The following is a 13,718-nucleotide window of genomic DNA, read 5'->3' as shown; positions in this document are numbered from 1 at the left end:
TGGGCCAAGATGCGCTCTTCCCATTTGTGCCATACTTGCAACTGTTATGAAAGATGCAGCACTGGAAATGGGGAGATTATGGCCACTGCAGATTCCTTCACCGATTCCTATGCCTCCCGCGCGGAGGTGCCCGAGAAGTATACCTGGGACCTGACATCGCTCTTCGCAGATGAGGATGCCTTCAGAAAGGCACTCGTCGAAGCGCAGGAGCTGCCTCATGCCTACGCCTCCTGGGAGGACAAGGCCTTCAAGTCCGGCGAGGACCTTCTTGCCTATCTCAAGTTCGACGACGAGGCGACGATGCAGTTCCAGCGCGTCTGGAACTATGCCGGCAGGAAGGCCGACGAGGATACCCGCGTGAGCCGCTGGCAGGACACGGTCTCTCAGGTCGTCACGCTCGAGTCCGCTATCGATGCCGCCCGTGCCTGGTTCCAGCCAGCACTCCTTGCGCTTTCCGATTCCGACCTTGCCGCATGGTATGAGAGCACGCCGGGCCTTTCCCTCTACAAGCTCGCCCTCGACCGCATGCGTGCACTCAAGGCCCATACGCTGAGCCCGAAGGAGGAGCAGCTCCTTGCACAGGCAGGCGTGCTTGCAACGCAGCCGGGCCAGATCTTCACGATGATGAACGACGCAGACATGAAGTTCCCGGATGCCGTGGACGCACAGGGCAAGGCACATCCTGTCACGCATGGCACGTACTCGGCCTTGATCCTGACCTCTCCTGACAGGACGCTTCGCGAGAGCGGCTACCACAGCGTCTATGGTGCGTACGCAAAGGTCAAGAACACGGCTGCCGCCACGCTTGCTGCGCAGATGCGCCAGCTCAAGTTCTTCGCCGATGCCCGCCACTACGAAAGCTCGCTCGAGGCATCGCTTGTCCCGACCGAGGTGCCGGTATCTGTCTACAACTCCCTCATCGACTCTGTCCATGCCCATACCGAGCCGATGCACCGCTACATGGAGCTCAGGAAGCGCGTCCTCGGCGTCGACCACCTGCGCTACTGGGATGTCTATGTGCCCATCGTCGAGGCGCCAGAGCGCCGCTACACGTTCGAGGAGGCCTGCGACCTCATGTACAAGGCGCTCGCCCCTCTGGGAGACGACTACGTCTCGACCGTGAAGAAGGGCGTGGCCTCCCGCTGGATCGATGTCTTCGAGACGCCGGGCAAGATGAGCGGCGCCTATTCGGCAGACGGTCATGGCATGACGCCCTTGATCCTTCTCAACTACCAAGGCACGCTCGACGAGGTCTCGACCCTCTGCCATGAGATGGGCCACTCGATGCAGACCTGGCTCTCGAACCACACGCAGCCTGCCCGCTATGCAGAGTACGCGATGTTCGTGGCAGAGGTCGCCTCGACGACGAACGAGTGCCTCCTCATCCACTACCTCCTCGAGCATGAGACAGATCCGCACGAGCGTGCCTATCTCCTGAATGAGTACCTCGAGAAGTTCCGTGGCACGCTCTTCCGCCAGACGCTCTTCGCCGAGTTCGAGCGCGACGCAAATGCCGCCTGCGCCAAGGGCACCGGCATGGGCGCCGACGACCTGAGCCGCCGCTACCGTGCCCTCAACGACCTCTACTACGGCCCTGCCATCGAGACCGACGACGAGATCGCCCTCGAGTGGGCACGCATCCCGCACTTCTACTACGACTTCTACGTCTATGTCTATGCGACGAGCTTCGCAGCCGCTGTCGCAATCTCGAACCGCATCCTCACAGAGGGCCAGCCTGCCGTAGACGACTATCTTGCCTTCCTCTCCGGCGGCTGCTCGAAGAGCCCGATCGAGCTTCTGCGCGGTGCCGGCGTGGACATGGCATCAGGCGAGGCCGTCGATGCGGCGCTCGAGGAGTTCTCGAAGCTCGTGGACGAGCTCTCGAAGCTTCTGTAGCCCATCAGCATCCGCAGGCACGAATCAGGCCAGGAGCACCGCCTCCTGGCCTATTCTGTTCTGCATCCTCGAGGTCGGCTATCATGGACCGGAATGCAGAGAACATGAAGGGGCTGAGGGCACATATGGCAGACATCACCGTTATCGGCGTGGCAGGCGGCACAGGTTCGGGCAAGACGACGATCACGAACTCCATCGCCGAGCGCTTCGGCGACGAGGTCACGGTCATCTCCCAGGACTCCTACTACCGTGCCCATCACGATATGCCCTTCGAGGAGCGCACAAAGCTCAACTACGACCATCCTGATGCCTTCGAGAACGAGCTCCTGATTGCACAGCTCAGGGAGCTCAAGGCAGGACATGCAATCGAGGAGCCGGTCTATGACTTCGCAAAGCATGACCGCTCGAGCGAGACCGTAACGGTCACGCCTTCCCGCGTCATCGTCGTCGAGGGCATCCTCATCTTCTGCGACCCGGCCCTGCGCGACCTTATGGACATCAAGGTCTATGTCGATACGGACGCCGACGTCAGAATCTTGCGCCGCATCCTGCGCGATGTGGAGGAGCGCGGACGCAGCCTCTCCTCCGTCATCGACCAGTACCTCACGACCGTGAAGCCGATGCATGAGGCCTTCGTCGAGCCCTCGAAGAAATATGCTGACATTATCATCCCCGTCGGCGGCGAGAACCAGGTCGCGCTCGAGATGCTCGTGAACCAGATCAGGGCGCATCTCGACGGAACGGCCCACTCCTAGGAATCGATGCCTTTCGGCATTGCAAATGTCAGGCTCTCCGCAAGCTCGCGGTAGCGTGCATCGGTCGCAGGATCCATGAAAGCAGGCATGGAGCCGGTCTTCGCAGCCGCTGCTATGTCCTCGAAGGCAGCGCTCACCGCGTCGTCGAACGAGGTGCCTATGTGCCAGCGGGCCTTGGCTATGATGTCCTCGAAGCCATTGGCGACAGCAACCGAGTTCGGGATCTTGTCGATCAGGGGCTCGTCGTTTCCGGCATCGCCGAAGGCGCAGATCTCGTCGTGGCTGATGCCGAGCTGGTCTGCAAGCCAGAGCGTTGCCTCACCCTTGTCCCAGCCATGCGTCGTGATATCGATGATGCCGCCGACCGGACAGGTGAAGTCGAGCTCCGGACATGCCCGGGCAAGCTCATGCATGAAAGCAAGGAGGTCTTCGGTCCTGCCATCGAAGTGGCAGTTCGCCTTCACGGCACGCCGGCCCTCCGGCAGCTCCTCCGAGACGCCGTCTGCCGTCGGCAGATGCCTGAGGTCATGCTCTATCGCATCGTCCAAGGTCGTGCCGGCAATCCAGATCCTGCCGGTATCGTCGAAGAGCAGAAGCCCCGCCCGTTCATCGGTCGTGCAGAGCTTGGCCACCTTCGCGAGGCCCTCTTCGGGAAGCTCGCGCTCCAGGACCTTCTCTCCCTGGTAGTAGACCTTCATGCCATTTGCCACGACCGCCGTGCTATAGAGCGCATGGTCGAAGCGGAAGCTGTAGCCGACACGGTAGATGTCGCGTCCTGTCGCAGGACCGACAACAATTCCTGCACCCATCAGGGCATGCATCGCTGCCTGTCCCCGCTTTGTTATGACCCGCCTCTCGCGGCAGACGAGCGTATCGTCGATATCGGTGACGACGAGCTTGATCATCGGGTCTCCTGCAGGAAGTCGGGAAGGACGCCTATGCGTGCCGCCTCTGCAATCTGCAGGAATGCCGTGCCGACAGAGTCCTCAGAGGCCGCCGGGATGAAGTAGCGGGCTGCCGCCTTGGCAGCAGGAGACGCGTTCGCGACGGCAACCGGGTAGCCTACTGCCTCAAGCATCTCGATATCGTTCTCGGAGTCGCCGAAGGCGCAGATCTCGTCCATCGTGATGTGGAGGGCATCGGCAAGCACCTTGATAGCGGTCGCCTTGTTGACGCCGTGAGGCACGACGTCGACCCAGTTCGGAAGCGGCTTCACGAAGTCGAGCTCGGGAATCTGGGGCGAGACGGCGTCGCAGATCTCGTCGCGGCGCGCGGCATCGGTCTCCATTGCGATGCCGAGCTTCGAGAACTCGATGTCAGGCCACGTAGAGACGAAGCTAATGCCTTCAGGGAAGGCCGTCTTGATGATCTCGATCTCGCCGGGGTCCGGGCGCCGTGCATAGGCATGGGCCTTCTTGTCGTAGAGGATGAGGGCTGCCTCATCGGCAAAGGGAGCAAGTGCCTCATCGAGGCGGTAGAGCAGCTCTGGGGCAATCTCTGCCTTCTGGATCACCTTGCCGTCGAGGCTGATCACGAGACCGTTTGCCGTGATGGCAGATGAGAGGACCGAGAGATCGTCTGCAAAGAAGGTCTTGAGCTCCTCGAAGTCGCGGCCCGATGCCGGAGCGAAGCGGATGTCCTCCTCTTCCATCTCGCGGATGCCTTCCATTGCCCGAGGAGACGCCTTCTTCTGTCCCCAGGGGATGAGCGTGTTGTCCATATCCGTCAGCACAAGCTTGATCATGAATTCCGCCTTCCGGACTGAAAGCCCTACCATCTGCTTTCCCAACCAGTATGGCAGGTGGGAACGATTCCCTTCTGTGCCAAGGTGTGGCTGCATGAAGAAAGCAGGCAGAGCTATCCGGCAAGGCGTGCTGTCTTCTGGATGAAGCGCGCCGGTATCGGCGCCTCGAGCTTCCAGATAATGTTCATGGGACGGGAGCCCGAAGCATCCGCACAGTGCACGAAGCCGAGGAACGTATAGGGTTCGGTTCCGTACTGGTCAGCCTTCTCCTCGCGCACGAAGAGCGCGATCTTCGCCGGGACCCTGTCTTTCGCGTCCCAGCCCGTCTGGTAGCGCTGGCCCGTCTCCGACTCGGGTGTCGTCTTGTTCTGGCTCTGCCAGTGAAAGTGCCTCTCATCAATCGAGTAGTCCTCATACCGCGTCTCCGGACTGAATTCCTTGTCCGACTTCTGGAGCGTGTTCAGGAGAACGTCGACATGGCAATCCCTCAGATAGGCGACGCCCTGGCGCATGTTCTGGGGATCCTTGCGTCCAAGCGCCAGGAAGATCTGATCGCGGCTGTACTGGCAGTGGAGGTCGAGCGGGCAGGGGAAGCCCCAGGAAAGCTTCTCATCGATGAAGTCGATATGGTCGAGACGATAGGCAAGGATCCTGCGCACATCGCGTGCCATATGGGGCTCAGAAGCAAGCTCTCGGAGGCACTCGAGCGCATTGTCGAACTCAGGGCTCCCCTCTTTCACCTTCATATGCGCTTCGCGTCTGAACGAGTCAGGCCAGAGCGTGATCTGGAACATGTCGAGCATGCGCTGCTGCTCGCTCGTGAGCTCATCCCATATCAGCTTGTCGGCATTGTCCAAGCAGGACAGGAGAAAGCGTATCCATCTCCTCGAGTCAATCGTGCAGAGTCTTGGGAATGCCTTCGTGAGACCGGCTTCATCTGGTTCTTCGAACTCAGGCTCAAGTCCCGCTTCGACGAGAAGCCGCTCGAAGGGAGCCACCTTGTAGACAGCACGGATATCGAGATGATGGAAGGCAAGGAAGCTCCCGAGCGTCAGCTTCTGCCCCGCATCCTCCTCGAAGGTCGCAAGGGCCGAGACAAGCCTGCTTCTCGTTCCTTGTGCCACAGCGAGGTTCTTGAGGACGTATTCCTGTGCCACACGTTCGAGCCTGATGTAGCAGCCCTTAGGAGCCTCGGGAAAGCCTTCCTCGACCTCGCGCCTGAGCGCATGCGTCGGAGATGCCAGAAGAGCCCTGAGCTTCGGCGCAAAGTCGTATCTCCTGTTCTGCTGGCCGATGAAATCGAGGACGGTCAGGCATTCCTTGCCCGGTGCCAGGCGAAGCCCTCGGCCGAGCTGCTGCATGAAGATGGTGAGCGACTCGGTCGGACGCAGGAACAGCACCGTATCGATTTCGGGGATATCGACGCCCTCGTTGTAGATATCGACTGCAAAGACGATCTTGATGGTGCCGTTAGCAAGATCCGTCCGCGCCTTCTCCCTGCCATCTTCGTCCATATCTGCCGTCACCGCGACCGCAGGGATGCCGGCCTCCTGGAATCTCTCTGCCATGAACCTTGCATGGGCCTTGCTCACGCAGAAGCCGAGTGCATGCATGCGGGAGACATCGGTCACATAGCGGCTGAGCGCCTCAAGGATGAGCGAGCATCTGCGCTCTGCAATCTTCTCGTTGAAGACATAGACCTGCTCGAGCTCTGATGTCTCATATCCTCCCCGCTTCCACGTGAGGCCCGAGAGGTCTGATGGGTCGGAGACGCCGAAATACGTGAAGGGGCACAGGAGCTTGCGCTCGATTGCATCGGCGAGGCTTATCTCTGCTGCGATCCTGTTGTCGAAATACGACAGGATGGACTGCCCATCCATGCGCTCCGGCGTCGCTGTGAGGCCGAGGAGCACCTTGGGGCGCAGCGCATTGAATATCGCCTGATAGGAGTCGGCAGCACCATGGTGGATCTCGTCGACGACGATGCAGTCGAAATAGTCTGCCGAAACCTTCTCCCAGAGCCTCTGAGACTGGAAGCTCTGGACCGAAGCGAAGAGATGCGCATAGCTCTCCGGATGATGGTTTCCGACAAGGAGGCTGCCGAAGTTCTGGTCATGCAATATCCCCCGGAAGCACGAGCGGGCCTGTTCCAGGATCTCCTGGCGATGTGCGACGAAGAGGAGATGGACTCTTTGTCCCTCCCTCTCGCAGAAGCGCCTGTAGTCGAAGGCAGCGATGACGGTCTTGCCGGTGCCGGTTGCCGCGACGACGAGGTTCTTCCAGTGCCCGCCGACGGTGCGCTCCGCTTCGAGTGCATCGAGAATCTTCTGCTGGTACGGATAGGGCCTGATATCGAAGGCGTAGGCCGCAGAGGTCAATCCTTCTGCGTCCCCGCCGTGCTCATGAGCGATGGCAGAAGCAAGCCGCTTGCTGTCGGCAGCCGTATAGGGCTCGAAGTCGGGCGAGGCCCAGTAGGCATCGAAGGTTCCATCGATCTTGTCGAGGGCATCCGCTTCATCGGCACGGCTGATTTTCAAGTTCCATTCGAGCCCGCTTGTCATTGCCGGGTTCGTGAGGTTCGAGGAGCCCACATAGGCCGTCGTGTACCCGGTCTTCCTTCTGAAGACATAGGCCTTTGCATGGAGACGGGTCCGTTTCGTGTCATAGGATACCCTGACCGAAGCCCCTGGCAGCGCAGCGAGAGCGCTCACCGCCTTGGGGTCCGTCGCTCCCATGTACGTCGTTGTTATGACCCGAATCCTGCCGCCACGGTCTGCAAACTCCTGGAGCGCATCCATAAGGAGCCTGAGGCCGCTCCACTTCACGAAGGAGACAAGCATCAAGATCTCGTCTGCCGAGGCAATCTCGCGCCTGAGCTCGCTGAAGAGCTGCGGCTCATGGGCAGCGCCTGTGAAGAGCGAGGTCTGCGCGACCGACGTCAGCGGACGCACGAGTCCCTTCTTCTGCTCTGCCACAGAGGCATTCTGCCTCGGCACGAGCGAGAGCAGCTGCTCGGGCTTCGTACGGGAAAGGTCGACACGCTCGCCTTCGATCAGGTCCGAAAGCCTGCTGTCGCTGTCCTTCAGCTGCGAAGCCAGATTGTCTATCAGGCTGTTCACAAGCCGTGCCTGGCGCACGGGCGCGTCGTCGCCTTCGATGGAATCGAGCGCCTGCTTCACGGCCTCCTCTGCATAGGCAGCAAGCACGCGGGCAGCATCTGCATGGTCGAGACGCCCTGTCTGGGATACGAGCTTGTCGTCCTCTGCGTCGAGTTCGCGCCTGAGGTCTGTGCCTATCGTCTTCTCATAGAGGCCGCGCTCGAGCATGGCTCCCCTCCCCGCCAGATCGGATCATCCCAGTATCTGACGGAGCCCGCCTCAGATCAAGCGCTCGAGAAGAATGCCTGCCCCACGCAGGGGCAGGGCAGGCATTCCATCCTCCACGTCGAGGATTGTCTCTCAGAGGATGGCAGCGCCGATACCGAGGATGATCGGCATCGATACGAGCGAGAGCAGCGTCGAGAGCGAGACGATGCCAGCACCATACTCGTAGTTCGCACCGTACTTCTGGGAGAGCATGGCGACCATAGCGCCGATGGGTGTCGAGAACGTGATGAGCACGACCATCTTGATATCGGAAGGAACAAGAGCGGAAGGCACAAGCCAGAGCAGGAGCAGCGTGAGCAGAGGCGCCACAATGAGGCGCAGGACGCTCACCTTGTAGGCGCGCAGATCGCGAACGATGAGGGAAAGGCGGGTCTGTGCCAGATAGCAGCCCAGGACGACCATTGCGAGGCCGGTGTTGACTTCGCCCAGGGTGTCGAGCGAGCCCGAGATGAAGTCGGGCACGGGCACGCTGAAGAGGAAGAAGGCAAAGCCGATGAAGAGCGTCACGACGGCAGGATTCGTGAACACCTTCTTGAGCGATATCTCCTTGGTATTGCCCGTCACGAGGTAGACGCCGTAGGTCCAGATCAGGAAGGTCAGCACGGCGATGCAGACCGTCACATAGAAGACGTAGCTCTGCCCAAGCACATGCTGGACAAGAGGGATGCCGACAAAGCCGGTATTGGAGAAGATGACGCCGAACTGGGAGATAGGATCTTTCTTCCCATAGGCGACATGGGCCACGAGGGCGCAGATGGCAAGGACCGCAACGCTCAGCACCGCGCAGAGGCCAGCATTCATGAGATGCGTTCCATCGAAGGGCTGGATGAATGAGGCCATCATCAGGCAGGGCGATGCGATGTACATGACCGTGCGGGAGAGGTCGCCCACGCTGCCTTCCGTGATGAGCTTCGTGCGGTAGGCGATGTATCCTACCGCAAGCATGAAGAACATCGAGAGGACCTGATTGACAAGGACGGTGAATGTCGAGCTCACGCTGCGCCTCCAAGCTGCTCTGGATCTGTGCAGCAACGCAGACCGCACGCGAGAACTCTAGCGCTTATGCAGCTCGCAAGGCATCAATTTCGCCGTTATCTAAGAATGAACCAGATATGAAACGAGGCTGCAGGATTTCTCCTGCAGCCCCAGATGCAATCCCCTGTCTTCCTTACCAGGCGTAGGTGCCGCGCACCTCGAGAAGGTCGAAGCGGTCGATCGTCGTGAGCACCTGATCGATATCGATGCCGTCCCAGAGCGTCGCTATCCGCTTGTCGCCCACGAAGGCATTGATGCTGGCACCAGTGAAGCCGAAGTGGAGACGCGACCACCTGAGCGCGGTGATGTCCGCGTAGGCAATGGTGACCGGACGTCCGACAAACGGCGTCACCACCATATGGTCCTCATACGTCACGACACGGTAGCGCTTCATGCCATACCAGATGCAGAAGAGCACAATCTCGAATGCCGCGAAGAACATCATGACCGACGGGAAGCTCCAGCCGTTCTCCGCAGCTTCGATATAGATGCCGGCAACGACACCGAGAAGGCCCATGCCGACCATCACCACGACGAGGGCATGGAAGAGCGCAGACGGCGCCTCATAGGTGTCGTGGTGGCTATGATGGCGCTCGGAGATGGCAGAGCCAAGCCAGTCCATGACCGTTGCAGCAAAGGGGATGCCGGCGACGACGATGTAGAGAAACTGATAGTCCATGGTCCATTCCGTCCCAAGAAGGGCTTGCCTGTTCGATGCTGACGTTCCCACTGCTGGCTGGAAACGTTTCCATTCCTGTCGGAAACGTTTCCAGCTCTATTGGAAACGCTTCCAGCATACTAGACCACTATGAGCGGCAGGTCTGCCTTGCATCAGCTTCTTGTCATGATCTGGCATGTCAGCGGCATGATTTGCGGGGTGAACGGCAGGTCCTTCATTTCCCGGAACCAAGATTGAAAGATGAATGAAAAGGGAGCCAGCCCACGGCAAGCTCCCTCCACTCAATCCTGCATCTCTCCCCTATGCCTTCTGGGGCACGGCGAACTTTGCGACGAGATGCTCGAGCACGTCGACCGTCTTCTCGAGCGACCTGACCGGGATGAACTCGCGTACCGAGTGGGCATTGTAGCCGCCGGTCGCGATATTCGGGCACGGAAGCCCGCGCACCGTGAGCTGCGAGCCGTCGGTGCCGCCGCGCACTGCCACGACATGGGGCTCGATGCCGGCTTCGCGGTTCGCCTCGAGGGCATTGTCGACGAGGAAGTCCATGCCGTCGAAGTAGTCCGCCATGTTCCGGTACTGTTCCTTGATCGTGACCTTGACCGTCCCCTCGCCGTGGCGGCGGTTGAGGAATGCCGCAATGTCCTTCAAGGTCTCCTCACGTGCCGCGAACTTCTTCCCGTCATGGTCGCGCACGATGTAGGTGAGGCGCACCTCCGATGCCGTGCCCGTGATGGCAATCGGATGATAGAAGCCCTCATAGCCTTCTGTGTGCTCCGGACGCTCGAAGGCAGGCACGAGGTTGTCGAACTCGGCTGCCACGGTGATCGCATTGACCATAACGTCCTTGGCTGTGCCCGGGTGCACCATCACGCCCTTGATATCGACGATGGCCTCGGAGGCATTGAACGTCTCGTAGTTGAACTCGCCGAGGGCCTCGCCGTCGACCGTGTAGCACCACTTCGCACCGAACTTCTTGAGGTCGAGAAGCGCCGCGCCGTGGCCGATCTCCTCATCCGGCACGAAGGCGATCTTGAGCGTCGGATGCGGAAGCTCCGGATGCTCGCCGAGACGTTTCAGAAGCGAGCAGATCTCGGCGACGCCTGCTTTGTCGTCGGCAGAGAGAAGTGTACGTCCGTCGGAGCAGACGATGTCCTGGCCCACAAGCTTCTCGAGATCGGGCACCTGTGCAGGCGTCGTCTCGATGCTTGCCCCGTCCACGACGCCTGCAACGAGAGGACCTCCCTCGTAGTGCACGATATGGGGATGGACGTTTTCTGCCGGCGCATCGGGCGACGTGTCGATATGGGCGCAGAGGCCAAGTGCCGGAAGGTCCTCGGCACCTGCCGACGCCGGGAAGCTCGCCGTCACATAGGCATGCTCGTCCTGCTCGACATCCTCGCACCCAAGCTCCTCGAGGTCATGTGCAAGCGTCTCTGCCATCTTGAGCTGGGACGGCGTCGAGGGCGTCTGGTCCTCATGGGCCTCGTCTGACTGCGAGGGAACCTGCACGATGCGCATGAAGCGCTCCACGACATCCGAAAGCTGATCTGTATCTGCCATCGTCTCTCCTTTTCGGCGAGATGCCCGGAGAGCACATCTGCTCTCCAGGCATCATCATGTCAGTTAGATCATATGAAACGATACAGCGCTTCCGGCTTCGCGGCAAATCCTAGATGAGGCGCGCCGCGATGCGGTCGAGCTCGGCTGCCGGGATGCCGCAGCCGTCCTCGAGATACTTGCGGACACCGCCGTTCTCGCTCACCCAGTCATAGACGAAGGAGCCCATGCGTGCGCTCATATCGATGCAGGCCTGCTGGACTGCCGGAGCGAGCTTCGTCCATTCCTCGTGGACGCCGTCCGCTGCAAAGAGATCCGGATAGGAGCGCATGTAGTCGGCGACGCAGTCCTCGCGGCTTACGCCCACGAGCATGAGGAGAAGCATCGAGATGACGCCGGTACGATCCTTGCCGGCACTGCAGTGGATCAGGATGCAGGCATCATCCGGCGCCTGTGAGATTGTGCGGAAGATGATGCGGAGCGCCTGCGTGTTCTCGAGCATCGAGGCGTAGAGCTCCTTGGCACGGGGCAGAGCGCCGCCGTGCTCCTGTACCATGCGCTCGACGAGCTTCGGGTCGGACAGGTCCTCTCCGCCCAGCTCAGCATGGATGTAGGCAATGTCGCTCTCACCGCAGGCGCGGTCAGGCGCAGCCTCCACCTCCTTCTCGGAGCGCAGGTCGATGACCATGCGCACACCGTAGCGGTGGAGGAATTCGCAGTCTTCGTCCGTGACATGCTGGAGAGCGCCTGCACGCAGGAAGGCATGCCATTTCGTCTGGCGAAGGCCTACCGGGTATCCACCCAGATCGCGCACATTGTCGGCGCCGGTCAAGGGGAGCCTCTGCCAGTTCAGCTCTGCTGGATGTGCCATGTTATGTACCTCTAATCAGATGGAGAGCACCGGAGCATCCGCTCCTCGCTCGAAAGCAGCCCCTTCCAAGGTTCGCTGCTTTTCATGTGACCACAGGCCCGCAGGATCATCTGTGGCTGCAGGGCGTCATTCCTGCTCCTGCATGCCCCTACTATAGCCACTGGGAGCTAATTGTATTCCAATCACACAATTTTGCTTGATTTCCTCCATCGTTGCTCAATTACAGGGTTGATTAGCAACTTCATCCGAACGCCCCATGGGGTGTTCGCAGACTGAAGCGAACATGTCCAGATAAGTCTGAGAATCTCCCTTGCACGGGGCGCATAAGGTCGCCCCATCCGATGGCTGGAGGATCTCATGGCAGGACCAAAGAAGTACTGCAGGCTCACCAAGGCAGACAGGCATGCGATACAGGCCGCGCTCGGCACGAGGGGGTCATGCCGCTCGATCGCGGAAGGCCTCGGCAGATCCCCTTCCACGGTATTCTGCGAGGTGAAGAGGAACCGTGTGGTGAAGAGGGGCCCCGGCAAGGGGGAGAAGGTCGCGGACGTCCCGGAGGATGCCTGCCCGAAGCTGCTCTCCTGGCCCTATGTGTGCAATGGCTGCAGGCTGCGCAACTACCACTGCCCGAAGAGGTGGCAGGCAGAGTACAGGGCGGCCAGGGCACAGGCCCTGGCCGACGAGGAGCTCTCGGCCTCGAGGCGCGGCATCGACAAGACAAGGGAGCAGTTCGAGCACATCATGGGGTGCGTGAAGGAGGGCCTCGCGCGCGGCCTCTCTCCCGAGCAGATCGTCGCCTCATACGCCCTCGACGTGAGCCCCGCCACCATCTACCGATGGATAGAGGAGGGCTACGCCGGCACCGGGAACATCGAGCTCAGGCGTGAGGTCTCCTACAAGCCGAGGAAGAAGAAGGCAGCTCCCAGGAGCACCTCGCACGGGGCGGAGCGCTCCTATGCCGCTTTCCTCGGCCTCGGCGAGGAGGAGAGGTCCTCTGCCTGCGAGATGGACACCGTGATCGGCAGGGTGCATGACTCGAAGTGCCTGCTCACCCTATATCTCAGGCCCTGCAAGTTCCAGCTCATGCTGCTTCTCGGGGGGAAGACGGCAGAGGAGGCTGCGGGGGCCCTGGACGCGCTGGAGGAGGCCGTGGGGATGGATGGCTTCGGCAGGCTCTTCGACCCGATCCTCACCGACAACGGGGCGGAGTTCTCGGACCACGTGCTCATAGAGCGGTCGGCCGGGGACAGCGCGGCAAGGCGTGCCCGCGTCTTCTACTGCGACGTGAGGCAGTCCCAGCAGAAGGGCTCCTGCGAGCGCAACCACGTGGAGCTCAGGAAGGTCCTTCCCAAGGGGACGAGCTTCGATGGCCTCACGAGGGCCGACTGCGCCCTTCTCATGAGCCACGTGAACTCGGAGCCCAGGCCGTCCCTGGCAGGCCTTTCCCCCATCAGGATGTTCAGGCTTGCCTATGGAGGGCTCGCCGAGAGGCTCCTCGACGCCCTCGGCGTCGAGGAGATAGGCCCCGGCGAGCTCAACCTCACACCCTCGCTCCTTGTCCATGAGGAAGGGAGAGGCATGACCATCTAAGCAGATTCCGCCCCGGAAAAAGGACCACAGCCAGACCTTTCGGATGAGTCTTGAGGCGACTGCCGGAGGGTTCTGGAATCATGCTCAATTACAGACTTCATACGAACGGTTCCGGAAGTCAGCTGTACATGTGCGGATGGATGGCGGAACCTGTGCGGTGGTGGCCGGAGAGGCCGGCCAGACGACGTGCAGGAAGAAGCTG

At 60.7% G+C, this 13,718-nt stretch carries 10 protein-coding genes; 3 read left to right on the top strand and 7 right to left on the bottom strand.

Features of this window, described 5'->3' with window-relative positions; translation table 11 throughout:
- Positions 1–78: 78 nt before the first annotated feature.
- The gene (gene pepF / locus VXJ24_RS09240) at positions 79–1,896 is read left to right on the top strand and encodes an oligoendopeptidase F (protein ID WP_330972646.1); all 1,818 of its coding nucleotides are present in this window, start codon (positions 79–81) and stop codon (positions 1,894–1,896) included.
- Between the two features lie 83 nt (positions 1,897–1,979).
- Positions 1,980–2,651, top strand: coding sequence for a uridine kinase (udk, locus tag VXJ24_RS09235; protein ID WP_330972645.1), 672 nt, complete (start codon positions 1,980–1,982; stop codon positions 2,649–2,651).
- On the opposite strand, the gene VXJ24_RS09230 is transcribed toward udk, so the two are convergent.
- From VXJ24_RS09230 to VXJ24_RS09200, 7 genes are all read right to left on the bottom strand, one after another.
- The gene (locus VXJ24_RS09230; RefSeq protein ID WP_330972644.1) at positions 2,648–3,556 is read right to left on the bottom strand and encodes an HAD family hydrolase; all 909 of its coding nucleotides are present in this window, start codon (positions 3,554–3,556) and stop codon (positions 2,648–2,650) included. The two genes, udk and VXJ24_RS09230, sit on opposite strands and share 4 nt — an antisense overlap.
- The gene (locus tag VXJ24_RS09225; RefSeq protein ID WP_330972643.1) at positions 3,553–4,395 is read right to left on the bottom strand and encodes an HAD family hydrolase; all 843 of its coding nucleotides are present in this window, start codon (positions 4,393–4,395) and stop codon (positions 3,553–3,555) included. The genes VXJ24_RS09230 and VXJ24_RS09225 overlap by 4 nt, the downstream gene beginning before the upstream one ends.
- Before the next feature lie 113 nt (positions 4,396–4,508).
- Positions 4,509–7,721, bottom strand: a complete 3,213-nt coding sequence (locus tag VXJ24_RS09220) for a DEAD/DEAH box helicase (RefSeq protein WP_330972642.1) — start codon at positions 7,719–7,721, stop codon at positions 4,509–4,511.
- A gap of 132 nt (positions 7,722–7,853) precedes the next feature.
- Positions 7,854–8,777, bottom strand: a complete 924-nt coding sequence (locus tag VXJ24_RS09215) for an AEC family transporter (RefSeq protein ID WP_330972641.1) — start codon at positions 8,775–8,777, stop codon at positions 7,854–7,856.
- A gap of 172 nt (positions 8,778–8,949) precedes the next feature.
- Positions 8,950–9,495 (bottom strand): hypothetical protein, encoded by a 546-nt coding sequence (locus tag VXJ24_RS09210; protein ID WP_330972640.1) that lies wholly within the window; start codon positions 9,493–9,495, stop codon positions 8,950–8,952.
- 300 nt (positions 9,496–9,795) lie between these two features.
- A complete protein-coding gene (gene pepT, locus VXJ24_RS09205) occupies positions 9,796–11,058 on the bottom strand; it encodes a peptidase T (RefSeq protein WP_330972639.1) in 1,263 nt (420 codons plus the stop codon).
- Between the two features lie 109 nt (positions 11,059–11,167).
- On the bottom strand, positions 11,168–11,926 hold the full coding sequence (locus VXJ24_RS09200) for a tyrosine-protein phosphatase (RefSeq protein WP_330972638.1): 759 nt from the start codon (positions 11,924–11,926) through the stop codon (positions 11,168–11,170).
- A gap of 357 nt (positions 11,927–12,283) precedes the next feature.
- Between VXJ24_RS09200 and VXJ24_RS09195 the strand changes: the two genes are divergently transcribed.
- Complete coding sequence (locus tag VXJ24_RS09195) at positions 12,284–13,516, top strand: IS30 family transposase (RefSeq protein ID WP_330972637.1); 1,233 nt, start codon at positions 12,284–12,286, stop codon at positions 13,514–13,516.
- Positions 13,517–13,718 lie beyond the last annotated feature (202 nt).

This window comes from Olsenella kribbiana, from assembly GCF_036408795.1.
GTDB lineage: Bacteria > Actinomycetota > Coriobacteriia > Coriobacteriales > Atopobiaceae > Olsenella_L > Olsenella_L kribbiana.
This window is presented reverse-complemented; position numbering and strand designations above follow the sequence as displayed.

What these genes read in the sequence shown, in the direction of transcription:
- pepF (WP_330972646.1), top strand. Translation starts at nt 79, where the DNA reads ATGGCCACTGCAGATTCCTTCACCGATTCCTATGCCTCCCGCGCGGAG.
- udk (WP_330972645.1), top strand. Translation starts at nt 1,980, where the DNA reads ATGGACCGGAATGCAGAGAACATGAAGGGGCTGAGGGCACATATGGCA.
- VXJ24_RS09230 (WP_330972644.1), bottom strand. Translation starts at nt 3,556, where the DNA reads ATGATCAAGCTCGTCGTCACCGATATCGACGATACGCTCGTCTGCCGC.
- VXJ24_RS09225 (WP_330972643.1), bottom strand. Translation starts at nt 4,395, where the DNA reads ATGATCAAGCTTGTGCTGACGGATATGGACAACACGCTCATCCCCTGG.
- VXJ24_RS09220 (WP_330972642.1), bottom strand. Translation starts at nt 7,721, where the DNA reads ATGCTCGAGCGCGGCCTCTATGAGAAGACGATAGGCACAGACCTCAGG.
- VXJ24_RS09210 (WP_330972640.1), bottom strand. Translation starts at nt 9,495, where the DNA reads ATGGACTATCAGTTTCTCTACATCGTCGTCGCCGGCATCCCCTTTGCT.
- pepT (WP_330972639.1), bottom strand. Translation starts at nt 11,058, where the DNA reads ATGGCAGATACAGATCAGCTTTCGGATGTCGTGGAGCGCTTCATGCGC.
- VXJ24_RS09200 (WP_330972638.1), bottom strand. Translation starts at nt 11,926, where the DNA reads ATGGCACATCCAGCAGAGCTGAACTGGCAGAGGCTCCCCTTGACCGGC.
- VXJ24_RS09195 (WP_330972637.1), top strand. Translation starts at nt 12,284, where the DNA reads ATGGCAGGACCAAAGAAGTACTGCAGGCTCACCAAGGCAGACAGGCAT.